Below are 21,458 nucleotides of genomic sequence, written 5' to 3'. Positions count from 1 at the left end.
TCCCCGCTACTTCAGCCAGCGTTCGATACGCGCCATCGCCTCGACCATGTCGTCGTGGCTGCCGGCGTAGGAAAAGCGCATCGTGCGATGGCCCTGCAGCGGATCGAAATCGCGGCCGGGCGTCGCCGCCACATGCGCCTCGGCAAGCATCCTGCGCGCAAACGCCATGCTGTCGTTGGTGTGCCGGGTGACGTCGCAGAAGGCGTAGAAGGCGCCGTCCATGGGCGCGGCAAGCGCAAAGCCGAGGTCCGGCAGGCGTTGCATCAAGAGCTCGCGGTTCCAGGCGTAACGCGCCTTCACCGCCTCCAGCTCTTCTGTCGCCTTGAACGCTTCGATCGCGGCAATCTGGGACAGTTCGGGCGGCGAGATGTAGAGGCTCTGGGCGATGCGCTCGATCGGCCGCACCAAATCCTGCGGCAGCACCATCCAGCCGATGCGCCAGCCGGTCATGCAATAATATTTCGAGAAGGAATTGATCACCGTCACGTCCGCGCCGAAAGACAGCGCCGTCGTGTCGGGCGCCGCATAGGCCAGCCGGTGGTAGATCTCGTCTGAGATCACGGCGATGCCAAGCTCGCGCGCCGTCTCGACCAGCGCCTCGAGATCGCCGGCGGGAATGACCGCGCCGGTCGGATTGGCCGGGCTGGCGAACAGCACGCCTTTCAGCGGTTTTTCGCGGTGCGCGGTTTTCAGGTGCTCGGCATGAAGATAGGCGGCGCCGCCGAGCTCGATCTCGGCGATGTCGATGCCGAGCGCAGCCATGATGTTGCGATAGGCCGGATAGCCCGGCGCGGCGATGGCGACGCGGTCGCCCGGATCGAACATCGCCAGGAAGGCAAGGTTGAAGGCAGCCGACGATCCGGTGGTAACGGCTACCCGCTCGGGCGGCACGTCAAGCCCGTAATGCTCGCCATAATGGGCCGCGATTGCCTTGCGCAGGCCGGCGAGGCCCAGCGCGTCGGTATAGCCGATGCGGCCTGCTTTCAAGGCGCTCGCCGCCGCTTCGCGAACCCCGGCCGGTGCCGGGTCGGACGGCTGGCCGACTGCCATGGAAACGACCGGCACGCCCTTGGCCTTCAGCCGATTCGCCTCGGCCAGGATGTCCATGGCGTGGAACGGCTCGACGGCGCCGCGGCGCGAAAGCGAAACAACCATTTTTCAATCCACCACACTTGTCCGCACGTGCCGGCCATGCAGGCCGCGCCGCACAAATGCCCGATTGATGTGGGGATCACAAGTTCGGTAAGTTTTAAGGTGCCGACTTTTCATCCTTCGCCCGCTCGTCTACCAGTGGACCTGCCATGTTAAGCCGACCCAGATCGACGATCGCCAGGACAGCGCGCGCCTTCGCGACGCTTTCGCTTGCCGCGGTGCTAGCCATGGCTGGCTCGGTCAACGCGTTTGCGCAGAATGTGCCGGTGGTGCGCGATGCCGAGATCGAGGCGCTGGTGCGGGATTACGCACGGCCGATCTTCAAAGCGGCCGGCTTATCGGGCGACGCCATCAACATCGTGCTGGTCAACGACCAGAGCTTCAACGCCTTTGTTGCTGGCCGCCGCATGTTCATCAACACCGGCGCGCTGATGACAGCCGAAACCCCGAACGAGATCATCGGGGTCATCGCCCACGAGGCCGGCCATATCGCCGGCGGACACCAGCAAAAGTTGCGCGAACAGCTCGAGCGCGCCAAGACGATGGCAATCCTGGCGACGCTGCTTGGCGCCGGCGCCATGGTGGCCGGCGCCACCAGCAATAGCCGCGGCCTCGCTGGGGCCGGCATGGGCGTGATGGCCGGCGGCGGCGAGATGGCGCAACGCAGTATCCTCGCCTATCAGCGCACCGAAGAGATGACCGCCGACCGCTCGGCAATCGCTTATCTCAATGCTACCGGCCAGTCCGGCATGGGCATGCTGAAGACGTTCAGCCGTTTCCAGAATGCATTGTCGCTCTCGGGCGCCCAAGTCGATCCCTACAAGATCAGCCATCCGATGCCGCAGGAGCGTATCGCCAATCTCGAAGTGCTGGTGAAGCAGAGCCCTTACCTCGACAAGGTCGACCCACCGACACTGCAGCAGCGCCACGACATGATGCGCATCAAGATCGCCGCCTATATGCAAGGACAGGCCGCGGCGTCGCGATTGATACGCAAGAACCCCGGCAGTCTCGCCTCGCGCTATGGCGACGCGCAGATGACCTATCTCTTCGGCAATCTGGCCTCGGCGCTCACCAAGACCAACGCACTGATCAAGGAACAGCCGAAAAATCCCTATTTCCAGGAATTGCGCGGCGACATCCTGATGAAGGCGAACAGGCCGAAGGATGCGGCGGACGCCTATGCCAGGTCGGTCAGCCTCGATCCGGCGCGATCCGGGCTGCTGCCGGTCTCGTACGGCCAGGCGCTGATGGCTATCGGCACGCCGGATTCGCTGAAGAAGGCGGTGGCGCAGATCAACACGGGCCTCGGGCGGGATCGCGAAAACGCCGCCGGATACCGCTATCTGGCACAGGCCTATGGCGAACTCGGCAACATCCCGGCGGCCGAGCTTGCAACCGCCGAAGGGCATTTCTATTCCGGCGACTACAAGAATGCGAAGATCTTCGCCATGCGGGCGCAGCAGAGCATGAAGCGGGGCGAGCCGGGCTGGCTTCGCGCGCAGGACATTATAAACTACGCACCATCAGGTAAGAAGAAGTGAACCTTTCGGACGCACGCTGCGACACAGCCGAACCGAGCGGACCCGAACACAGGCTAGAGGATCGAGGATCATGACCAAGGCAATTCTGCTGGGCACTACCGGAGTGGCAGCCGCCCTCGCCATGCTGGCGTTCGGCTTCGTCGCCGGAAATCCGCAGACGGCGACGGCCGGCACGGCGCAGCTTGTCCAGACGGCGTCCTCGGAAACCAAGCTCGACCGCACCGAAGTCGAAGGCATCGTCCGCGACTATCTGCTGAAGAACCCGGAAGTGCTTCTGGAAGCCCAGCAGGCGCTCGAGGCCAAGCAGAAGGAAGAACAGCGCGTCGCCAGTCTCGGCGTCATCAAAGACGCCAAGGACCAGATTTTCAACTCCGCCTTCGACGGCGTTGTCGGCAATCCGAACGGCAAGGTCACCATCGTCGAGTTCTACGATTACAATTGCGGTTACTGCAAACGCGCCATCGATGACATGCGCGCGCTGACCAAGGTCGATCCGGACCTGCGTTTCGTGCTCAAGGAATTCCCGATCCTCGGCCCTGATTCGCAGAAGGCGAGCGTCGTTTCGATGGCCTTCCACTTGATGAAGCCGGAGAAATACGGCGAATTCCACAACGCGCTGCTCGGCGGCCAGGGACGCGCCACCGAGGCGGCGGCAATCAAGGTGGCGCTGTCGCTCGGCGCCGACGAGGCGGCGCTGCGCGAAAAGATGAAGGACCAGAGCATCACCGAGGCCTTCTCCAAGACCTATGACCTTGCCACCAAGCTCGCCATCACCGGAACGCCGTCCTATGTCGTCGGCAACGAGGTTGTGTTCGGCGCGCTCGGCCAGGAAGTGCTGGCCGAAAAGATCGAGGCGGCGAAGGCCGCGCTCTGATTAGGGTTCGGGTTTCGATCAGGCTGCGGGTTTCCGGCGCGGGCCGTTTTCCGGCTGTTGTGGACGGCGAAAGAACGCACTTGCGCTCTTTTCGCCAGCGTCTATGCCCATTATAGAGGTCCGGCGCGCCGGCTTAGCCGCGCCGGGAAAGGTCGGCATTTTTTGAAAACGGTTTTCGTCCTGAACGGCCCCAATCTCAACGCGCTCGGCAAGCGCGAGCCGGGCATCTATGGCGGCAAGACGCTTGCGGCGATCGCCGACGACTGCAAGCAGGCGGGTGCCGCACTTGGGCTGGAGATCGATTTCCGCCAGTCGAACCATGAGGGCGACCTCGTCGACTGGATCCACGAGGCCGCCGACAAGGCCGCCGCAATCGTCATCAATCCGGGCGCCTACGGCCACACCTCGATCGCCATTCACGATGCCATCCGCGCCGTCGCGCCGCTGCCGGTCGCTGAGGTGCATCTCTCCAACATCCATGCGCGGGAACCATTCCGCCACGTCTCCATGGTCGCGCCGGTGGCTGTCGGCATGATCTGCGGGTTCGGGCCGCTCGGCTACACGCTGGCGCTGCAGGCGCTGGCTGCACGCCTATGACCGGCCAACAAACAGAAGGCTCGAAAATGTCGATAAAGAAGAACGGTGTTGACCAGCAGCTGATCCGCGACCTGGCGGGCATACTGAACGACACCAACCTGACCGAGATCGAGGTCGAGCTGGGCGATCTGAAGGTGCGCGTCTCGCGGCAGGCGCCGGCCGTCCATGCGATCGCCGCAGCGCCGCCAGCCTATGCCCCGGCAGCAGCGCAGCCTGCGGCAGCGGCCGCGCCGGCGACGCCCGACGTGTCGAAGAACGCCGTCGCCTCGCCAATGGTCGGCACCGCCTATCTGGCACCGTCGCCCGACGCCAAGCCGTTCATCGAAATCGGCCAGAAGGTCAAGGAAGGCCAGACGCTGCTGATCATCGAGGCGATGAAGACGATGAACCAGATCCCCTCGCCGCGCGCCGGCATGGTGACGGCGATCCTGTTCGAAGATGCGCAGCCGGTCGAATACGGCATGCCGCTCGTCGTGATCGAGTAGAGCCGGGAACAGGCGAAAGATGTTCCAGAAAATCCTCATCGCCAATCGCGGCGAAATTGCCCTCAGGGTGCTGCGCGCCTGCAAGGAGCTTGGCATCCAGACGGTGGTGGTGCATTCGACCGCCGACGCCGACGCCATGCATGTGCGTCTCGCCGACGAGAGCGTCTGCATCGGCCCGCCGCCGTCGCGCGACAGCTATCTCAACATCCACCAGATCGTCGCCGCCTGCGAGATCACCGGCGCCGACGCGGTGCATCCCGGCTACGGTTTTTTGTCGGAGAACGCCAAGTTCGCCGACATCCTCGCCGCGCACAACATCACCTTCATCGGTCCGACCGGCGACCATATCCGCATCATGGGCGACAAGATCGAGGCCAAGCGCACCGCAAAGCGCCTCGGCATTCCCGTGGTACCCGGCTCCGACGGCGCGGTCACCGAGGAAAAGGAGGCCAAGCGCATTGCCGCCGGGATCGGCTACCCCGTGATCATCAAGGCGTCGGCCGGCGGCGGCGGGCGCGGCATGAAAGTGGCGCATAGCGAGGCCGACCTCGAGGTGGCGCTGCAGACGGCACGCTCGGAGGCGGGCGCCGCCTTCGGCGACGACGCCGTCTATATCGAGAAGTATCTGCAGAAGCCGCGCCATATCGAAGTGCAGGTGTTCGGCGACGGCGCCGGGCGCGGCGTGCATTTCGGCGAGCGCGACTGCTCGCTGCAGCGCCGCCACCAGAAGGTCTGGGAAGAAGCGCCCTCGCCGGCGCTCAATGCCGAGGAGCGCGCACATATTGGCGGCGTCTGCGCCAAGGCGATCGCCGATCTCGGCTATTCCGGCGCCGGCACCATCGAATTCCTTTATGAGAACGGCGAGTTCTATTTCATCGAGATGAACACGCGCCTGCAGGTCGAACATCCGGTGACCGAGGCGATTACCGGCATCGACCTTGTGCACGAGCAGATCCGCGTCGCCTCGGGCGGCGGGCTTTCGGTGCGCCAGGAAGATATCCGCTTCCACGGCCATGCTATCGAATGCCGCATCAATGCCGAGGATCCGCGCACCTTCACCCCCTCGCCGGGCACCATCACCCACTTCCACACGCCAGGCGGCCTCGGCATCCGCGTCGATTCCGGCGTCTATTCCGGCTACAAGATCCCGCCCTACTACGACAGCCTGATCGGCAAGCTGATCGTGCACGGCCGCAACCGCGTCGAGTGCATGATGCGGCTGCGACGCGCGCTCGATGAATTCGTGGTCGACGGCATCAAGACCACGCTGCCGCTGTTTCGCGACCTCGTCGGCAACGCCGACATCGCCAATGGCGACTACGACATCCACTGGCTGGAAAAATATCTGGCCAAAGGCGAGTGACACAGGGGCGACGCGATGACCCGCCCCTACGCACCCGGCTATCGCATCCCGACCGACCTGTTGCTCAAAGCCTATGCCTCCGGCGTCTTCCCGATGGCCGAAAATGCCAATGACCCCGAGGTGTTCTGGGTGCGGCCGGAGACGCGCGGCATCATTCCGCTCGACGGTTTCCACATCCCGAAGAGCCTGAGGAAGACGATCCGCAAGGATCTGTTCGAATTCCGCATCGATTTCGATTTCGAGGCGACGATCGACGCCTGCGCCGAAAGACGCGAGGAACGGCGGTCGACCTGGATCAACGCACCAATCCGCGAAGCCTATGTCGAGCTGCATCGGATGGGCCATTGCCATTCGGTCGAGGCCTGGCACGACGACCGGCTGGTCGGCGGGCTCTACGGGGTGTCGCTCGGCCGGGTGTTCTTCGGCGAGAGCATGTTTGCCAGGGAGACCGACGCCTCGAAGGCCTGTCTGGTTCATCTGGTCGAGCGCCTGAAGGCGCGCGGCTTTGCGCTGCTCGATACGCAGTTCACGACCGAGCATCTCAAACGTTTCGGCGCAATCGACGTGCCACGTGGCAAGTACGAGAAGATGCTGGCCGAGGCGCTAAAGGGCGAGGCTGTGTTTTTTCCGTGATCTAGAACGGTTCAGCGTTTCACGGAAACGCCGAACCGGTCTATTTTGTGTTTTGACGCAATTCCGCACGGAAAACCGTTCACACTTTTCCTGGAATTGCTCTACCGGCCGGTCAGCCCTTGGTCGCCGTCACCAGCGGTGTCTGTGCATGGAACATCATCTTCCAGCCATTGACGCGGTGGACATAGCCGGTACTGACCAGTGCTGCATAGGCTTCGCCATTTTGCCGGGTCGCACGCGCCTCGTAGGTCAGCATGACGATGTCGCTGCCGGGCTCGATGATGCCCTTGAGGTCGATGTCGAGCTCGCGCCAGCGCTTCGGCTCCGTCGCGGTTTTGGCCAGATCGGCGTTGCTCATCACCCGCGCCATCTGCGGGAAGGCCACCAGGCATTCGGTGTCGGCGTTGGCCTTGAAATAGTCGGCGTCGCCGGTCCAGAATCCCTTTTCGATGTCGAGAAGCTCGCTTTTGTTGGCCATCATCATGGCAACCTCCTCCCTAGAGAAGCCCCAACGCTCCGACAACAAGGCGGTTCCGCAAGACGCCGTATCCGCCGCGCTGACAGGTTCTAGTTGGTTTTGGGGGCAGCGGGTGCCGGCACGTCGGACTTCTGCTTGCAGCCCTTCAGCCAGATATCATAGACGGCGTGCTCGACGGCGTTGATCCCGGGGCTTTCGGCAAACATCCAGCCGGTGAAGATACGGCGGATTTTCCGGTCGAGCGTGATCTCGTCGACCTCGACGAACGAATCCGTCTTCGGCTCTTCGTTTTCCGGCCGCGAATAGCAGATGCGCGGCGTCACCTGCAAAGCGCCGAATTGCACCGTCTCGTCGATATAGACGTCGAAGGTGATGATCCGGCCGGTGATCTTGTCGATGCCGGCGAATTCAGCGACGGGATTGGTGATGCGCTCGGATACTGCGGGTGCTGCGGGTGCCACCGACGCGTCCGGCGCAGGCGGCGCCAACTCCTGCGCAGCAGCAAGCGCCACCATAGAAGCGAGAACGACCGCGGTTAATCCGCCCGTCAAAATTCGGCTGAACATGCTCATGCAAGGTCCGGTGGTTTGCGCCCGGGTGATTCTCTTAACGCCAAGGCTAGTTGCTGCTGTCGGATCAGCAAACAGCTAAACAGCAATTGTGGCGACAAAGGACCGCGCCCGTGGGGACGGTGCCTGTGGGAACCGCGCGCGTGTCGCGGCGATCGATCACGAACCGGGCGTCCAGGCGTCGTAGTCGCCCGTCACCTGCGGACGATGCTGGTTGGTCAGCACCGAGCCCTTCGGGCGATAGGCTGCGGGGCTGCCGGTGAGGTTCGGCACATGCGGCTTTTGCCAGTCGCGGGGCTTGTAGTCTTCCGTTGGCGGCGCAACGTCGACACGGTGATGGATCCAGCCATGCCAGCCGGGCGGAATCGCCGAGGCTTCCGAATAGTCGCGGTAGATGACCCAGCGGCGGGTGCGGCCTTCCGAATCGACGCCGCCCTCGTAGTAGACGTTGCCGACCTCGTCCTGCCCGACCATCTTGCCGTGCCGCCAGGTGTGGAAGCGCGTTCCCAGCGTCTGGCTGTTCCACCAGGTGAAAAACTGCAGAAGGAAAGTTTTCATCCAAATCCTCGTGGCAAGTCCTTGTAGCAAGTCCTCGCGGCGCCTGTTCCTGCTTATGGCGTCACGGCATTGCGAAGGCAAGGGTCTTGCCGCAACCGACGAGCAAATGGCTGGCGGGCAAACTATACGTTCATGCGATCCTCGCGTCCGCGCGAAGCAGATGAAATGGGTTGTTGGCAACCTTACGCAGCGTTATTCTAGGAATTGATGCTTCGTCGCCTCAAGGGCGGCAAATGAGAGGGGCTCATGTCATCGCTGGCGGGCACGGCCGGTCGCGCATTGCCGCAGGTCGTTGAGGCGATCTACGATTCGATTGCCGACGTCGGCCGCTGGCAAGCGACACTCGAGGCCATCTGCAGCCTGGCGGAAGGCCAGCTTGCCATGCTCGCCGTCATCGACACGATCAGCAGTTCCGCGCGGTTTTCGGTGTCTTGCGGCGATCCCGCAGTTCTTGAGCCGTTGAAGCATGACTACGGCTCGCAAGTGCCGTTCTATGCGGCGGTTCCCAAGATGGAGATCGACGTGCCGTTCACTGTCGATTCGATCTACGCCCTGCAAGGTCCGGATACGCGACAGAGATGGCTCGAAAGCCGCATCGTGCGCGAATGGGTGCAACCCAACCGGCTGGACGATTTCTTCTGGGTGGCGTTGATGAAGCGGCCGACCCGGATCGGCACGCTGATGGTGGTTACCGACAAGGACAGGCGCCAGATTTCCAGCGAGGACCTCCAGCTTGTCTGCCTGCTGGCGCCGCATGTGCGGCGCGCGGTGACCATCGGCGACCTGTTCGAGGCGGAGCGGCGCAAGGCCGAAATCTTCCGTTCCATCATCGAAAGCCTTGACCATCCCGTGCTGATCGTCGCCGAAGACATGACCATCATCTTCGCCAACCCGACAGCCGAAGCGCTGCTCGCCGAAAACATCTCGGTCGCTTGCGTGCGCGGACAGCTTTCCTTCACCTATGCCAACGCCAATGCCGCGATCGGCCGTGCCGTCCAGCTCGGCACGCGCGACGAATTCGCGCTCGGACCTTGCGGCATCAACATTCCGCTGGCCAAGACGGCCGTTCCGGCAGTGGCCCATGTGATGCCGCTGGCGCGGCGTGAAATCTCGGCGCGTATCTCGCAGCGCGCCGCCGCGGCGATCTTCATCGCCGCGGCCGGTTCGGCACCAATCCCGGCGCTGGACGCCATTGCGGCGCTGTTCGGACTGACCGCGGCAGAAAGGCGCGTCGCCGGTCACATTGCCGCCGGCCTGACGCGAAAGGAAATCGCCGCAGCCGGCGGCGTCTCGGACGGCACCGTCAAGTCGCAGCTGGCAACGATCTTCGACAAGACCGGTACCGACGATCAGCGCGAGCTCGAACTCTTGATGCGCGAATTGTCGCCGCCGTTGCGCTCCAGTTGATTTGCGCAGATCCCCCGGACCGGCCGTGGTCCAAAAGGCTCGGCCGGTAAGTTTTCCAAGCCTTTAAGAACATCATCCGCAAAATCTGCAAAACGAAACCGGCATCGTTGCAATTCGGCCAAAATCATGGTGCGGTCGTTCGCGGTCCAGAAACGCGGCACTATGCTCGGCTGGAAAGAAAATGGTTTCTGGCGCGGATCTCGATCTTTGATACCGACATCTACCGAGCGGCTGCTCCCCTACCTTTTCCTGCTTGGGCTGATCGTCATCGCGGTCGCTTTCCGGCCACTGCTGCCCGTCGACGAAACGCGATATCTCAGCGTCACCTGGGAAATGTATCTGAGCGGACAGATCTTCGTCCCGACGATGAATTTCGCGCCCTATCTGCAGAAGCCGCCGCTGCTGTTTTGGCTTATCGACCTTGTCTGGACCGTTTTCGGCGCCAGCCGGCCGGCGGCGATGCTGGTCATCTTCGCCGCCTCCTCACTCGTCATCTGGCTGACGACGGCTTTGGCAAGGACCCTGTTTCCCGGCCGCGACGACATCGCACGGCGCGTCCCCTGGCTGGTCGTCGGAAGCAGCGTGTTCGTCATCTATTCGACGCTGATCCTGTTCGACCTGTTGCTGACGGTCTTCGTGCTCGCCGCGCTGTTGTCGTTGATTGCCTTTGCCCGGAGCGGCGACCGCTGGCAGGCCGTTCTGGCCGGGTTGTTCATCGGCATGGGCGTGCTGACGAAAGGCCCGGTGGTGCTCATCCATATCGGCGCGCCCATCCTGTTCTACCCGTTCTGGCGCGACCGGCGGGCGGGACTGGCGACACCGAACTTCCTCGCTGGAGTGGGCCTGGCAGTGCTCGCCGCGCTAATTCCGGTGGCGATTTGGCTGGTGCCGGCGACCATCCTGACAAAGGGCAGTTTCGTCTATGATCTGGTCTGGAACCAATCGGCGGGGCGCGTCACCGGCAATTTGCGCAATTCGCACGGCCGGCCGTTCTATTTCTATCTGCTGCTGCTGCCGGTCATGTTCATACCGTGGATTTTTATACCTGAGGTATGGCGATTGAAGCTGCGCACGCGGATACGCAGCCTGATCGAGACGAAGTCGCCCGATCTGCGCGCCTTGCGCCTGCTGTCGTTCTCGTTCGTTGCCGTGTTGCTGGCATTCAGCGCGATATCCGGCAAGCAGCCCCACTATGTCGTGCCGATGTTGCCGTTCGTGACCATCCTATTCGGGTATTTCATGGCGGAGATCCCGCTCGCCAGGCTGAAAAGCTCGGCCGTCGTCATGCTTGTCATTTTCGGCATCGGCCACGCGGTGGCATCGGCAACCGCGTTCAAACGCTATGACCTGACGCCGCTCGCCAACTTCGTCGACGAGCGAAAGGATGCGGACTGGGCCGTGGCTTTCGACTATCAAGGCGAAGTCGGCTTCCTGGCCCGGTTGCAAAAGCCATTCGAAACCACCGACAAACCGGAAGAATGGCTTGGCTCGCATCCCAGCGGCTATGTCATCGACAAGGTTTCCAAGGATCCCGGCACCGCAGGGCAAATCGCGTTCCGGCTTCGCGTCGAACGCGGTTATCTCGTCGTGCTGAAGGGACAGCATTGACGATCGTCACCGGTACGCGAATTCATCTCCCGCGCGGGAGATGAAGGCGTTGCTGCTCCGTGGTTCCATCGCTCGATAGAACCGGGAGGTATTCATGCGCAAGCTCATCTCGACAACGCTTTTTGTCTTATCGCTCGCTGTGGCCGGCCTTGCTGCCGATCCGGCATGGAGCTTCAAATGTCAGTCGGGTACGATCGGGCAAGGCAGTTGCTCCTGCTCCGGGACCGCCGACTGCACCGACATGCGGCATTCCAAAATGTGCAAGGGCGACCTGAACTGCGGTTCGGGCAAATGCTCCTGCACGGCCGCATTGGTAGTCGACCCAGGTCCGAAAATCCCCAAGCCCAAGGTCGTCGCGCCGAAGGCGACGACCAAAGGCGTCGTGAAGCAGTAGCCATCCAATCCGAAAGGACGGCGGCTCGACGTCGCTAGGCCCGCCCGATGTTTTCGCGGTTCATCCCCCGTGCGGGCGATGAACCGCCAGCGGACAAATGCTGCTGTCTAGCCGGAGGGTGGTTTCCAACGACAGAGCGAGGATACCATGTTGAAAACCTGCACGATGCTGTTCTTCGGTCTGATGGCGGCCACCGCGGCCGCCCAGCCGCCGCCTTCGGGGCCGCCGGTTGCCAGTGCGGCACTTGCCCCATGCAACCCCACACAATCGAACAGGCCCTGCAAAGCCGAACTCGGCGTGTTCCTGATCACCAACACCGTCCGCAACCTGGCGCAGGCCAAGGTCGACGCCACCAACGCACAGCTAGCCGCCCAGGGACGATCATCTCGCGCATCGATCGAATCGCTGAAGCAATGGCGGCCGTCGCGCTTTGCGACGCAGATGCTGAACCAGCCGAACAGCTGGTTTGTCAAAGTTCCCTATATCCTCACCATCAAGGTCTCGATCCCGCTGACGTCCGACCGTCACATCGGCATTCCCATAGACGTCAACGTCTTCTGCAGCCGCTGGCAGACCGATTCCAGCCAGGTCATCATCCGCTCGCAACCCGGCCCGGCGAGCTTCGAAGGCGGCAACATCCTCGAAGATGTTTTCAACATCGGCAACTACATCGATGCCCAGGTACGCAGCTCGTTTTCGGCACCCCTGCCGGTGACGACGCCGGTTCCGAATTCGAAATGCTCGGCAATCGACGGGTCCGATGCCGGCACGCAAGCCACCGGCGACGATCTCATCTTCTGGACGGTGCCGCGACGCAACCTGATTGTGACGGACGCCATAGCCAAGCCGACGGTTGAAGTGACCTTCGACAGCCTCACGCGTCTGGCGGCCCGCGACTTCCACAACAATGTGGTCTATGCGGAATCCGAGGCCATTAACCTCAATGTCTACGCCAATGAGGACGGCCTTCAGAAGGCGCTGACGATGCGCGAAGGCGACGTGGCTGCGCTGAACCTTCCCGCACTCAGGCTCGACGCGCGAAAATACGATTCGCTGGTCGTCATCGGCAATGTCGACCAGCCGCCGAACGATCCCAGAGACAGCGCCTTCGCGGTAGCGGCCAAGAGTGCGGGATTCGGTGCCGGTTCCAAGATCATGCAGATCCCGAAGTGGTATTCGAGGCCTCCGGACCAGTTCAATCACAAGCCTACATGGATCAGAGTTCCGGGCTACGAGCTGCACTATACGGTGCGCTATCTCAACAGCGGCGGGCTGGCCGTCGACGGTGGAGCCAGTGCGGTCCGGCCACCAAAAGTCGCCGTTCCGATAAAGACGCTCATCAAGCCGAAAATGCCCTGACGCGGTCGCTCGCGGATGACGGCTGCGGTTCGGACCGCTGCCGCCATCCCCCGCGCGGCAGATGCGGCAGCGCCTGCTTCATGGCCTGATCTTGCGGGAACAAACGCGCCGCTCGCCACGAGCGAGCGGCGCCATCGATGGAGACAAACGATGCTGCACCTTCCCCACACCATGCCCGCCGCCCGGATCATTGCGGCAATCTCGCTGCTTGCTTTCCCGAACCTCGTGCCGCCGGTCACGAGCCCGGCGAACGCGCTGCCGGTCAGCCAATCCTGCCGGATCACCACCTATTACAAGACGGCGGCGAAGGCGACGGAGGTTGGCGTGCGCTCGACGTGCCAAGGCGTCAAAAAATGGGGTGTCACCTCGAAATATTACGAGGTCGAAAAAATCGAAGCCGCTACGCCCCCGCACACGTCGGGCGGCGGCGGCAGCCTGCCGTGCGAGTTTCTCGCTGCCGGCTGCTCCAACCTGCCTGTGAAACGCAACTGAGCGTCAGGCGAACGAGCTAGCCGATCGCCTTCTCCAAAACCAGCGCCGGCAACCCTGTGGCGCCGCCGCAATCGGCCGTGTTGCCGGCGGGCAAGAACCCTCTCGAGCGGTAGAAGGTGATGGCCGGGGCATTTGCTTCCTCGACCTCGACGCGTAGCGTTCGGGCCTCCGGAAAGCTGGCCTCGATCTCGTCCAGCAGCGCCTGGCCGATGCCTTGCCTGTGCCAGGCCGGATGCACGTAAAGCTGGTTCAGCATGACGATCCTGGCATCCGTGGTGGCGGCGGCGAAAGCCATGCCGCCGATGCTTTTGCCGTCGTCGGCGACCAGGAACTCCGAGTTCGGCCGCGTCAGCCGTGCTTTGAGCGCGGCGATCGAATGCCATTCATCGGTGATTTCGGTAACCCGCGCCGCGCCGTAGATGGCGTCATAGGTGGCATGCCATGTCTCGATCAGCAATGCGCGCACCGCCGCCAGATCGCGCTCGCCGGCGGTGCGGACGAACATCCTACTCGATCCCGAGCTTGGCCTTGACCAGCTCGTTAACCGCCTGCGGATTGGCCTTGCCGCCGGTCGCCTTCATCACCTGGCCGACGAACCAGCCAGCCATGGTCGGCTTGGCACGCGCCTGCTCGACCTTGTCCGGGTTGGCCGCGATCACCTCGTCGACCGCCTTTTCGATGGCGCCGGTATCGGTGACCTGCTTCATGCCACGGCTTTCGACCAGCTGACGCGGATCGCCGCCCTCGTTCCAGACGATCTCGAACAGATCCTTGGCGATCTTACCGGAGATGGTGCCTTCCTTGATCAGGTCGATGACGGCACCAAGCTGGTCGGGCGAAACAGGAGCGTTTTCAATATCCTTGCCGGCCTTGTTCAAGGCCCCCAGGAGGTCGTTGATGACCCAGTTGGCGGCGAGCTTGCCGTCGCGCCCGGCCGCCACCTTCTCGAAATAATCGGCGACCGCCTTTTCCGATACCAGGATCGAGGCATCGTAGGTCGACAGGCCAAGCGACGAGATCAGCCGCGCCTTCTTGGCGTCGGGAAGTTCCGGCAGGTCCTTTGCCAACTCATCGACATAGGCCTGGTCGAATTCCAGCGGCAGAAGATCGGGATCCGGGAAATAGCGGTAGTCATGCGCTTCTTCCTTGGAGCGCATCGAGCGCGTCTCACCCTTGTTGGGGTCGAACAGCCGTGTTTCCTGCTCGATCCTGCCGCCGTCCTCGAGGATGGCGATCTGGCGGCGCGCTTCATAGTCGATGGCCTGGCCGATGAAACGGATCGAGTTGACGTTCTTGATCTCGCAGCGCGTGCCGAATTCGCCGCCGGGCCGGCGCACCGAGACGTTGACGTCGGCTCGCAACGAGCCTTCGTCCATATTGCCGTCGCAGGTGCCGAGATAGCGCACGATGGTGCGCAGCTTGGTGACATACGCTTTGGCTTCATCGGCGGAGCGCATATCCGGCTTGGAGACGATCTCCATCAGCGCCACGCCGGAGCGGTTGAGATCGACATAGGACATTGTCGCATGCTGGTCGTGCATCGACTTGCCCGCATCCTGCTCCAGGTGCAGACGCTCGATGCCGACCTCGATGTCCTCGAATTCGCCCTGCCGGTCCGGGCCGACCGAGACGATCACCTTGCCCTCGCCGACGATCGGCTGCTTGAACTGCGAGATCTGGTAGCCCTGCGGCAGATCGGGATAGAAATAGTTTTTCCTGTCGAAGACCGATTTGTGGTTGATCTCAGCCTTCAGGCCCAACCCGGTACGGATCGCCTGCTTGACGCATTCCTCGTTGATGACCGGCAGCATGCCGGGCATCGCCGCGTCGACCAGGCTGACATTGGCATTGGGCGCGGCGCCGAAAATGGTCGAGGCGCCGGAAAACAGCTTTGCCTGCGAGGTCACCTGCGCATGGACCTCGAGGCCGATGATGATCTCCCAGTCGCCGGTGGCGCCGGGAACCAGGCGCTTGGCGTCGGGCGTGCGGGTATCGATGAGGGTCATAGTGGCCTGCATAGTGGAATTGCGGATATGCGAGAACGCATATTTTGATGTGCAACTTCGCTAGTGCAAACCGCCAAGAGAGACAAGCGCAAAGCCGCGGGCGCCGACGCGGCACAGGCCCGCACCTGCCGCGATGGACTGCTATAGCAGCTTGAAAAAATTCAATGGCCGGCAACCCGGCCGCCCTCACCTATGCCGTGGCGATATAGGCCCTGATTTCCTCGGCCTCGCGCTCGACATCCTCGATGCGCCGCTTGACCACGTCGCCGATCGACACGATGCCGTCGAGCAGCCCGTTCTTTTCCACCGGCAGATGGCGGAAGCGGCCCTTGGTCATGATCTCCATGACCTCGTTGACGGTGTGGTTCTCATTGCAGATCTTCACCTTGGGCGTCATCGCCGAGCGGATGGCAAGGTCGAGCGCCGCCGCCCCCTCCTTGGCGAGAACCCGCACCACATCGCGCTCGGAAAGAATGCCGACGATCTTGTGATCGCCGTTGGTGATGACCAGCGCGCCGATCCTGTGTTCGGAAAGCATGCGGATGGCTTCGCTGAGCTTTTCGTTCGGCCCGAGCGTCACCACGTCGTGGCCTTTTGCCTCGAGAATTGCCTTAACAGTCATGACGTCCTCCTCTGCATTTCCTGCCGGCTCCTGCCTTGGCCGGCTTTCCCTAGTATGAACATGGTGCGCCGCGATCGGTTTCATTTCAAGTGCGGAGGTCTCAGGTGTCCGGCTCGTCCGCCTGTTGGAGCGCCTGCTCTCGCCGATCGAAGAACCGCAGGCCGAAGAAGCCGGCAAGAAAGCCGCCAATATGGGCTTCCCAGGCGATCTGGCCGTCAATGCCGGGCGCCAGGCCGAAGAGGCCGGTCGCCAGGTTGATCACCATCCACATGGCGAGAAAGGTGACGACGCCGCGCGAGCGCAGCACCGCCGCCATCGGCAAAGGCTGGCCGGCGAAGGCGGCCTTGCCCGACGAGCGGTCGATGCGGAAGCCATAGCGCGCCGCCGCACCCATCATGCCGGAAATCGCGCCGGAGGCGCCGACCAGCGGCGCTTCGCCAAGCGGATGCATGGCCCAGAACAGCGCCACCGCCGCCAGTCCGGTCGCGGCGAAGAACAGGCTGAAGCGCAACGCGCCGAAGCGGTTGGCCAGCGGTGAGCCGAAGGCCGCGAGCCACACCATGTTGATGGCAAGATGGGCAAAACCGCCATGCAGAAAGGCATAGGTAAAAGGGCTTGAAAACGCGAAGAAATCCAGGTCGAAGCGGCCGGAATAGCGGATCGGCACAAAGGCTGCCCGGACAAGCAGTTCGAAGTCCTGGTCGTCGGTCAGCCAATAGACCCGGATCAGATGGACGGCGACGCAGATGCCGATCACCGCCAGCACCACGGGCGGCAGGTTGAACACCGGTTCACGGCGTTGCTCCGGTTCGCGGGCGGCAGGCCCACTCTCCCCCTGCTCGATCTCCGGGGGGCTTTCTGGGTCGCTCATATGGCTTGCACTCAGTCGCTGGATTGGACTTCGCGAGCATGTAGATCACGGCCAACCGAATCACAAACGCCGAATCAGCAGCTCCGAATCAAAAAAGAAGCCGTCCAAGGTTTCCCTTGAACGGCTGGTCGAGCCCCCTTGCTCCCCCTGAACTCTTGACTGAAGTGCTGCCGATCGTCGCAAAACGACCGCTTCTGGAGTGGTTTTGGTGTGCCACAGGCCTGGCCGGCGCGCAACGTAAACCAGTTGTTAACCTTAACCGCCCCGACCCGTGAACAAGTATTAACGATGCTGGCACGCATCCTGCTCCGCAACGCATGTAGGTCTTCGGAGGGCGCCCTTCTGTTCACCGATGGGACATCAGAAGACAGAATGCGCGGAGCAGCATTAGCATGAACCAGACCGGATCGATCACGCTGTTCCATTATTGGAACCGATTGCGTGACGGACGCCCTGCCCCGAAGCGCTCGGAAGTCGAACCGGCCGACATCAAGTCGCTGCTGGCCGACACGTTCATCCTGGAAAAGGACACTCGCGGCGAAGCGGTGTTCCGGCTCGCCGGCACCAGGCTCTGCGCGGTCTACGGCCGCGAACTCAAGGGGTTTTCATTCCCTTCGCTGTGGCGCGAGAAGGACCAGCGGCTGATTTCGAAGCTGACCGATGGCATCTTCGACCTGAAATCGGTGGTGCTCATCACCTATGAGGGTTTCAGCCGCAACGGCCGTTCCAACAGGTTCGAGCTGCTCGCACTGCCGCTCGACGGCGGTGTCGAGAGCCCGCGTTGCCTCGGCGTTATAAGCGCCGTTGAAAAGCCCTTCTGGCTGGGTGCCGACCCGGTTCTCGACGCGTTGATCGATTCGATCCGTGTCGTCGATCCCGACAAGGAGCCGATGTTCCTGAAGAACCGCCCGGCGATCGAAGTTCCCTCGCTCGCCCCATCGGAATTCGACCCGCCCGAGACGATTTCGGCGCTCGGCCAGGCCCGTCGCATCCGTCACCTGGTCGTCTTCGACGGCGGACGCGAAGAATGATGCCAAAGCTTAAAGCAACAGTGCCGGGCTTTCCCCTTTGTTAACCTGCTTTGTTGTAGTTTTCCGCTGAAATTCCCCGCATCCATGCGCGGAATGCCGAACGGGGTATGGCAGTGATGAGGTCAGCGGCGGTCGACCATGCGCCGTCCCAAGCTGAAAGGCGTAACTTTCAGCGCGTCCGCGTGAAGATTTACGGACGTTTCATGCTGGAAGACCGCACCGAACATCCCTGCCAGGTGGTCGACATGTCGCCCGGCAACGTCGCACTGCGCACCGAGCGCGCCGGCCTGCCGGGTGAAAAGGTCATTGCCTACATCGATCACATCGGCCGCATCGAAGGCGTCATCACCCGCACTTTGCAGGATGGCTTTGCGATGACCGTCATCGCATCGGACCGCAAGAGGGACAAGCTCGCCGCGCAACTGACCTGGCTTGCCAATAAGCACGAGCTCGACCTGCCGGAAGACCGCCGCCATGAACGCGTGGCACCGCGCAACCCGACGAGCGTGCTGCAACTTGCTGACGGACGGCAGTACCAGTGCCGCATCATCGATCTGTCGCTGTCGGGCGCCGCGATCGAGATCGACGTCAAGCCGGCCATCGGCGTCCAGGTGACGCTGGGCACCATGCGCGGCCAGGTGGTGCGCCATTTCGAAGATGGCGTCGCCATCGAGTTCGCCGTCGTCCAGCGGCCGGAAACGCTCGACACCGAATTCAGCTCGCCGCGCGGCTGACGCGAAAGTTTTAGCACCATCGCGAAGGATCGCCATCCTAGCTGTTCGAACGGTGCGACGAAGCATGGGAATGCACCCGGCTAGAATCCTTAAATAATTCTATACTTAATCGCGTCAAATTTTATGTTTATTCTACTGGCGTTTTACTTAATGTCTACTTCGCGCTTTTGCGTCAAATAAATCCAGCCGTGTCATTGTCTCCTCAAACGGGGAGACTGAATAATGAAAAAGACGAGGGGCAAGCTGTTGCTGGCGGCAATAGCGATGCAGCTTTTCGGCTGGGGGACTGCAAACGCGGCGGAGCCGGCCTTCATGCACACCGGCGGTCGCACCACGCAGCCGGTCGGTCACTACGAATTGTGCCAGCAGATTCCGCAGGAATGCAATCAGAGGACGCCGAACCGGGCACCAGTCGAGCTCACCCGCAAGCTGTGGGCAACGATCGTCAAGATCAACAATTCGGTCAACAGCAAAGTGGCGCCGCGCACCGACATGGAAATGTGGGGCAAGGAAGAAGTCTGGTCATTTCCCAAAGGCTTCGGCGACTGCGAGGACTACGCGCTGGAAAAGCGCCGCGAGCTGATGAGCATCGGCGTGCCGGCCGGCGATCTGCTGATGACGGTCGTGCGCCAGCGCAACGGCGACGGCCATGCGGTGCTGACCGTGCGCACCAGCCTTGGAGAGTTCATCCTCGACAATCTCCAGCCCAAGGTGCTGTCCTGGACCAATACCAGTTACACCTACCTGAAGCGCCAGTCCGACCGCAATTCCGGCGCCTGGGTAACGATCAACGACGGCCGCTCCGACGCGGTCGCCAGCGTCCGCTGAGGACGCGACGGAAAACCCGGTCGAGTCCCCACCCTCCCCGTCCCCAACGACCGGGTTTAGGAGCCGGCCCCGTCCCCGGGCCGGCTCCACCATTTCTGGGAGCAGCTGGCGCTAATTGCAAAACGGCCCGGCATCGCCGTGACACCTCCGAAACGTGTATGGTGTTAAGATCACCGTCTGCGACGCTGCATGATAGTGGTTGGGGGTCTCAATGGCGGTCACGATCGTGGTAGCCGTAACGGATGGCGACTGGTTCAATCAGTTGCGCCGTCAACCGGACCTTACTGAAGTCAATTTCTGGTCGCCTTCGCCAAAATCATTCCGAGCTTTGGAACCGGGCGAGTTGTTCCTGTTCAAACTGCACTATCCCATCAACATGATCGTTGGTGGTGGCATCTTTGCTTCATCAACGATTATGCCGCTGTCACTCGCCTGGGACGCCTTCGGGATAGCGAACGGCGTGACCAGCCTCGCTGAAATGCGGACTCGCATTCTTCACTACCGAAAGGTGGATCCGGCTACAGCAGGGCCGGTGGAGATCGGGTGCCGAATACTCACACAGCCTTTTTTTCTGCCCGAGAGCCAGTGGTTTCCTCCTCCTGTTTCTTGGGCAAGAAACCTTGTGTCATTTCGGGGATACGGCACAGACCAAGCAGAAGGCCGGGCACTTTGGGAACGCGTTCAAGATGCCATGGCACCAGCTATCGAATCCGCAGGCTTCTCCGAATCACAAGTACGCTACGGAGAGCCGACGTTGATCCGGCCACGGCTTGGTCAGGGAGCATTTCGCCTGGTTGTGACAGACTTGTACGGAAGACGTTGCGCTATAACCAAGGAGCGCACGTTACCGGCTCTGGAAGCAGCACACATTCGCCCTTACGCGGAAGGCGGTGAACACGCTGCGAGCAATGGAATTCTCATGCGACGAGATATCCACAGCCTCTTCGATCAGGGTTATGTCACGGTGTCGCCAGATCACCGATTTGAGGTGAGCCGTCGGATCCGAGAGGAATTTGAGAACGGTCGGCACTACTACGAACTGCACGGATCAGAGATCTCACTGCCGGCCAACAGGAGCCAGCAACCGGATGCGGCAGCGTTGCGCTGGCACAATGAGAGCCGATACCTCGGTTAGCCCGCCGATTCCTCTCTCGCGATATGTCTACTGTGACAAGACAGACGAGAAAGCTAAGCCTGCTACAGAGAAGATGGCAGAAACAAGGGCTCAAGAACACGAAAGTATCTGTCGCGGCGTTCGACGAATGCGGCCTCTGGATCTTGATCTGTCATTTCTTCTTATCTTATCGTACGCTCAACAACCAAGCCTACCCCGTCAATGCCATGAATATCAATCACCGCTAAACCTTCTTCAACCCAGCCCTGAACCGCCTGCCGTTGGCCACATAATTCGCGGCAGAGGCGCGCAGCCTGGCGATTGCGGCTTCGTCGAGCGTCCTGACGACGCGCGCGGGCGAGCCGACGATCAGTGAATTGTCGGGGAATTGCTTGCCTTCGGTGACCAGTGCACCAGCCCCGACCAGCGAGTTGTTACCGATCTTCGCGCCGTTCAGCACGATGGCGCCCATGCCGATCAGGCTGTTGTGGCCGATCGTGCAGCCATGCAGCAAGGCACGGTGGCCGATCGTGCAGCCTTGGCCGACGGTCAGCGGAAAGCCGGCGTCGGTGTGCATGATGGTGTGCTCCTGCACGTTGGTGTCGGCGCCGATGACGATCGGCTCGTCGTCGCCGCGGGCGCCGCCGCCCCACCAGAAGCCGGCCTTTGGGGCCGTCCGGGTTTTGGCGCTCAGCGGGGGGTGGGGGGCGCTCCCGTTTCGGTGGGCGGGCGCGCAGGG

Annotated in this window: 24 protein-coding genes; 15 read left to right on the top strand and 9 right to left on the bottom strand. The window is 62.2% G+C overall.

The window, feature by feature from the left end:
* Positions 1 to 6: 6 nt before the first annotated feature.
* Positions 7 to 1,155 carry a pyridoxal phosphate-dependent aminotransferase gene (locus NKH43_RS21275; RefSeq protein ID WP_023717481.1) on the bottom strand — a complete coding sequence of 383 codons (1,149 nt, stop codon included), beginning with the start codon at positions 1,153 to 1,155 and terminating at the stop codon, positions 7 to 9.
* A 146-nt stretch (positions 1,156 to 1,301) separates the two neighbouring features.
* On the opposite strand from NKH43_RS21275, the gene NKH43_RS21270 reads away from it, so the two are divergent.
* The 6 genes from NKH43_RS21270 (at position 1,302) to aat (ending at position 6,648) form a co-directional block, all read left to right on the top strand.
* Complete coding sequence (locus NKH43_RS21270; RefSeq protein ID WP_352496196.1) at positions 1,302 to 2,696, top strand: M48 family metalloprotease; 1,395 nt, start codon at positions 1,302 to 1,304, stop codon at positions 2,694 to 2,696.
* 70 nt (positions 2,697 to 2,766) lie between these two features.
* Positions 2,767 to 3,570, top strand: a complete 804-nt coding sequence (locus NKH43_RS21265) for a DsbA family protein (protein WP_352859695.1) — start codon at positions 2,767 to 2,769, stop codon at positions 3,568 to 3,570.
* A 162-nt stretch (positions 3,571 to 3,732) separates the two neighbouring features.
* Positions 3,733 to 4,167, top strand: a complete 435-nt coding sequence (gene aroQ / locus NKH43_RS21260) for a type II 3-dehydroquinate dehydratase (RefSeq protein ID WP_023717478.1) — start codon at positions 3,733 to 3,735, stop codon at positions 4,165 to 4,167.
* 26 nt (positions 4,168 to 4,193) lie between these two features.
* Positions 4,194 to 4,652 (top strand): acetyl-CoA carboxylase biotin carboxyl carrier protein, encoded by a 459-nt coding sequence (gene accB, locus NKH43_RS21255; protein ID WP_023717477.1) that lies wholly within the window; start codon positions 4,194 to 4,196, stop codon positions 4,650 to 4,652.
* A 19-nt stretch (positions 4,653 to 4,671) separates the two neighbouring features.
* Positions 4,672 to 6,015, top strand: coding sequence for an acetyl-CoA carboxylase biotin carboxylase subunit (gene accC, locus NKH43_RS21250; RefSeq protein WP_352859693.1), 1,344 nt, complete (start codon positions 4,672 to 4,674; stop codon positions 6,013 to 6,015).
* A gap of 15 nt (positions 6,016 to 6,030) precedes the next feature.
* Positions 6,031 to 6,648, top strand: coding sequence for a leucyl/phenylalanyl-tRNA--protein transferase (gene aat, locus NKH43_RS21245; protein WP_023717475.1), 618 nt, complete (start codon positions 6,031 to 6,033; stop codon positions 6,646 to 6,648).
* 112 nt (positions 6,649 to 6,760) lie between these two features.
* Here the strand turns inward: aat and NKH43_RS21240 are convergent, their stop codons facing one another.
* The 3 genes from NKH43_RS21240 to NKH43_RS21230 all read right to left on the bottom strand — a co-directional run bounded on the left by NKH43_RS21240 (position 6,761) and on the right by NKH43_RS21230 (position 8,253).
* Positions 6,761 to 7,129 carry a hypothetical protein gene (locus NKH43_RS21240; RefSeq protein ID WP_023717474.1) on the bottom strand — a complete coding sequence of 123 codons (369 nt, stop codon included), beginning with the start codon at positions 7,127 to 7,129 and terminating at the stop codon, positions 6,761 to 6,763.
* Between the two features lie 86 nt (positions 7,130 to 7,215).
* Positions 7,216 to 7,698, bottom strand: coding sequence for a DUF2155 domain-containing protein (locus NKH43_RS21235; RefSeq protein ID WP_352451095.1), 483 nt, complete (start codon positions 7,696 to 7,698; stop codon positions 7,216 to 7,218).
* Between the two features lie 156 nt (positions 7,699 to 7,854).
* Positions 7,855 to 8,253: an NADH:ubiquinone oxidoreductase subunit NDUFA12 gene (locus NKH43_RS21230; protein ID WP_352484551.1), complete on the bottom strand. Its 399-nt coding sequence runs from the start codon at positions 8,251 to 8,253 to the stop codon at positions 7,855 to 7,857.
* A gap of 246 nt (positions 8,254 to 8,499) precedes the next feature.
* Here NKH43_RS21230 and NKH43_RS21225 point away from each other — a divergent pair, with 246 nt between their 5' ends.
* The 5 genes from NKH43_RS21225 (at position 8,500) to NKH43_RS21205 (ending at position 13,513) form a co-directional block, all read left to right on the top strand.
* Positions 8,500 to 9,660, top strand: coding sequence for a helix-turn-helix transcriptional regulator (locus NKH43_RS21225; RefSeq protein ID WP_352859691.1), 1,161 nt, complete (start codon positions 8,500 to 8,502; stop codon positions 9,658 to 9,660).
* A 207-nt stretch (positions 9,661 to 9,867) separates the two neighbouring features.
* Positions 9,868 to 11,268 carry an ArnT family glycosyltransferase gene (locus NKH43_RS21220; RefSeq protein WP_198030459.1) on the top strand — a complete coding sequence of 467 codons (1,401 nt, stop codon included), beginning with the start codon at positions 9,868 to 9,870 and terminating at the stop codon, positions 11,266 to 11,268.
* 94 nt (positions 11,269 to 11,362) lie between these two features.
* Positions 11,363 to 11,662: a hypothetical protein gene (locus NKH43_RS21215; RefSeq protein ID WP_352859690.1), complete on the top strand. Its 300-nt coding sequence runs from the start codon at positions 11,363 to 11,365 to the stop codon at positions 11,660 to 11,662.
* Between the two features lie 147 nt (positions 11,663 to 11,809).
* Positions 11,810 to 13,021 carry a hypothetical protein gene (locus tag NKH43_RS21210; protein WP_352515791.1) on the top strand — a complete coding sequence of 404 codons (1,212 nt, stop codon included), beginning with the start codon at positions 11,810 to 11,812 and terminating at the stop codon, positions 13,019 to 13,021.
* Positions 13,022 to 13,171: 150 nt separating this feature from the next.
* The gene (locus tag NKH43_RS21205) at positions 13,172 to 13,513 is read left to right on the top strand and encodes a hypothetical protein (protein WP_352859688.1); all 342 of its coding nucleotides are present in this window, start codon (positions 13,172 to 13,174) and stop codon (positions 13,511 to 13,513) included.
* A 16-nt stretch (positions 13,514 to 13,529) separates the two neighbouring features.
* Here the strand turns inward: NKH43_RS21205 and NKH43_RS21200 are convergent, their stop codons facing one another.
* The 4 genes from NKH43_RS21200 to NKH43_RS21185 form a co-directional block, all read right to left on the bottom strand.
* The gene (locus NKH43_RS21200) at positions 13,530 to 14,018 is read right to left on the bottom strand and encodes a GNAT family N-acetyltransferase (RefSeq protein ID WP_352859686.1); all 489 of its coding nucleotides are present in this window, start codon (positions 14,016 to 14,018) and stop codon (positions 13,530 to 13,532) included.
* 1 nt (position 14,019) lies between these two features.
* The gene (gene gatB / locus NKH43_RS21195) at positions 14,020 to 15,519 is read right to left on the bottom strand and encodes an Asp-tRNA(Asn)/Glu-tRNA(Gln) amidotransferase subunit GatB (protein ID WP_352484544.1); all 1,500 of its coding nucleotides are present in this window, start codon (positions 15,517 to 15,519) and stop codon (positions 14,020 to 14,022) included.
* 190 nt (positions 15,520 to 15,709) lie between these two features.
* The gene (locus NKH43_RS21190) at positions 15,710 to 16,141 is read right to left on the bottom strand and encodes a CBS domain-containing protein (RefSeq protein WP_023717464.1); all 432 of its coding nucleotides are present in this window, start codon (positions 16,139 to 16,141) and stop codon (positions 15,710 to 15,712) included.
* Between the two features lie 100 nt (positions 16,142 to 16,241).
* Positions 16,242 to 17,012: a rhomboid family intramembrane serine protease gene (locus NKH43_RS21185; protein WP_023717463.1), complete on the bottom strand. Its 771-nt coding sequence runs from the start codon at positions 17,010 to 17,012 to the stop codon at positions 16,242 to 16,244.
* Positions 17,013 to 17,404: 392 nt separating this feature from the next.
* Here NKH43_RS21185 and NKH43_RS21180 point away from each other — a divergent pair, with 392 nt between their 5' ends.
* From NKH43_RS21180 to NKH43_RS21165, 4 genes are all read left to right on the top strand, one after another.
* Entirely contained in the window at positions 17,405 to 18,043 is a 639-nt protein-coding gene (locus NKH43_RS21180) for a PAS domain-containing protein (protein WP_352859684.1), read from the top strand.
* Positions 18,044 to 18,159: 116 nt separating this feature from the next.
* Positions 18,160 to 18,777 carry a PilZ domain-containing protein gene (locus tag NKH43_RS21175; RefSeq protein WP_023717461.1) on the top strand — a complete coding sequence of 206 codons (618 nt, stop codon included), beginning with the start codon at positions 18,160 to 18,162 and terminating at the stop codon, positions 18,775 to 18,777.
* A gap of 222 nt (positions 18,778 to 18,999) precedes the next feature.
* Complete coding sequence (locus tag NKH43_RS21170) at positions 19,000 to 19,605, top strand: transglutaminase-like cysteine peptidase (protein ID WP_352859682.1); 606 nt, start codon at positions 19,000 to 19,002, stop codon at positions 19,603 to 19,605.
* A 211-nt stretch (positions 19,606 to 19,816) separates the two neighbouring features.
* The gene (locus NKH43_RS21165; protein WP_352859681.1) at positions 19,817 to 20,740 is read left to right on the top strand and encodes an HNH endonuclease; all 924 of its coding nucleotides are present in this window, start codon (positions 19,817 to 19,819) and stop codon (positions 20,738 to 20,740) included.
* Positions 20,741 to 20,963: 223 nt separating this feature from the next.
* Here the strand turns inward: NKH43_RS21165 and NKH43_RS21160 are convergent.
* On the bottom strand, positions 20,964 to 21,458 hold a 495-nt coding region (locus NKH43_RS21160), incomplete at its 5' end, for a gamma carbonic anhydrase family protein (protein ID WP_352859679.1).

Origin of the sequence: Mesorhizobium sp. M1163 (assembly GCF_040318415.1) — a bacterium.
Taxonomy (GTDB): Bacteria; Pseudomonadota; Alphaproteobacteria; order Rhizobiales; family Rhizobiaceae; genus Mesorhizobium.
Note: the sequence above shows the minus strand (reverse complement) of the source record. Positions and strands in the feature narration are given on the sequence as shown.

Coding starts and splice junctions, on each gene's coding strand:
- NKH43_RS21235 (WP_352451095.1), bottom strand. CDS start 7,698: ATGAGCATGTTCAGCCGAATTTTGACGGGCGGATTAACCGCGGTCGTT.
- gatB (WP_352484544.1), bottom strand. CDS start 15,519: ATGACCCTCATCGATACCCGCACGCCCGACGCCAAGCGCCTGGTTCCC.
- NKH43_RS21190 (WP_023717464.1), bottom strand. CDS start 16,141: ATGACTGTTAAGGCAATTCTCGAGGCAAAAGGCCACGACGTGGTGACG.
- NKH43_RS21185 (WP_023717463.1), bottom strand. CDS start 17,012: ATGAGCGACCCAGAAAGCCCCCCGGAGATCGAGCAGGGGGAGAGTGGG.
- NKH43_RS21240 (WP_023717474.1), bottom strand. CDS start 7,129: ATGATGGCCAACAAAAGCGAGCTTCTCGACATCGAAAAGGGATTCTGG.
- NKH43_RS21270 (WP_352496196.1), top strand. CDS start 1,302: ATGTTAAGCCGACCCAGATCGACGATCGCCAGGACAGCGCGCGCCTTC.
- NKH43_RS21275 (WP_023717481.1), bottom strand. CDS start 1,155: ATGGTTGTTTCGCTTTCGCGCCGCGGCGCCGTCGAGCCGTTCCACGCC.
- NKH43_RS21175 (WP_023717461.1), top strand. CDS start 18,160: ATGAGGTCAGCGGCGGTCGACCATGCGCCGTCCCAAGCTGAAAGGCGT.
- aat (WP_023717475.1), top strand. CDS start 6,031: ATGACCCGCCCCTACGCACCCGGCTATCGCATCCCGACCGACCTGTTG.
- NKH43_RS21165 (WP_352859681.1), top strand. CDS start 19,817: ATGGCGGTCACGATCGTGGTAGCCGTAACGGATGGCGACTGGTTCAAT.
- NKH43_RS21265 (WP_352859695.1), top strand. CDS start 2,767: ATGACCAAGGCAATTCTGCTGGGCACTACCGGAGTGGCAGCCGCCCTC.
- NKH43_RS21230 (WP_352484551.1), bottom strand. CDS start 8,253: ATGAAAACTTTCCTTCTGCAGTTTTTCACCTGGTGGAACAGCCAGACG.
- NKH43_RS21225 (WP_352859691.1), top strand. CDS start 8,500: ATGTCATCGCTGGCGGGCACGGCCGGTCGCGCATTGCCGCAGGTCGTT.
- NKH43_RS21210 (WP_352515791.1), top strand. CDS start 11,810: ATGTTGAAAACCTGCACGATGCTGTTCTTCGGTCTGATGGCGGCCACC.
- NKH43_RS21200 (WP_352859686.1), bottom strand. CDS start 14,018: ATGTTCGTCCGCACCGCCGGCGAGCGCGATCTGGCGGCGGTGCGCGCA.
- NKH43_RS21215 (WP_352859690.1), top strand. CDS start 11,363: ATGCGCAAGCTCATCTCGACAACGCTTTTTGTCTTATCGCTCGCTGTG.
- NKH43_RS21180 (WP_352859684.1), top strand. CDS start 17,405: ATGAACCAGACCGGATCGATCACGCTGTTCCATTATTGGAACCGATTG.
- accB (WP_023717477.1), top strand. CDS start 4,194: ATGTCGATAAAGAAGAACGGTGTTGACCAGCAGCTGATCCGCGACCTG.
- NKH43_RS21205 (WP_352859688.1), top strand. CDS start 13,172: ATGCTGCACCTTCCCCACACCATGCCCGCCGCCCGGATCATTGCGGCA.
- NKH43_RS21170 (WP_352859682.1), top strand. CDS start 19,000: ATGAAAAAGACGAGGGGCAAGCTGTTGCTGGCGGCAATAGCGATGCAG.
- accC (WP_352859693.1), top strand. CDS start 4,672: ATGTTCCAGAAAATCCTCATCGCCAATCGCGGCGAAATTGCCCTCAGG.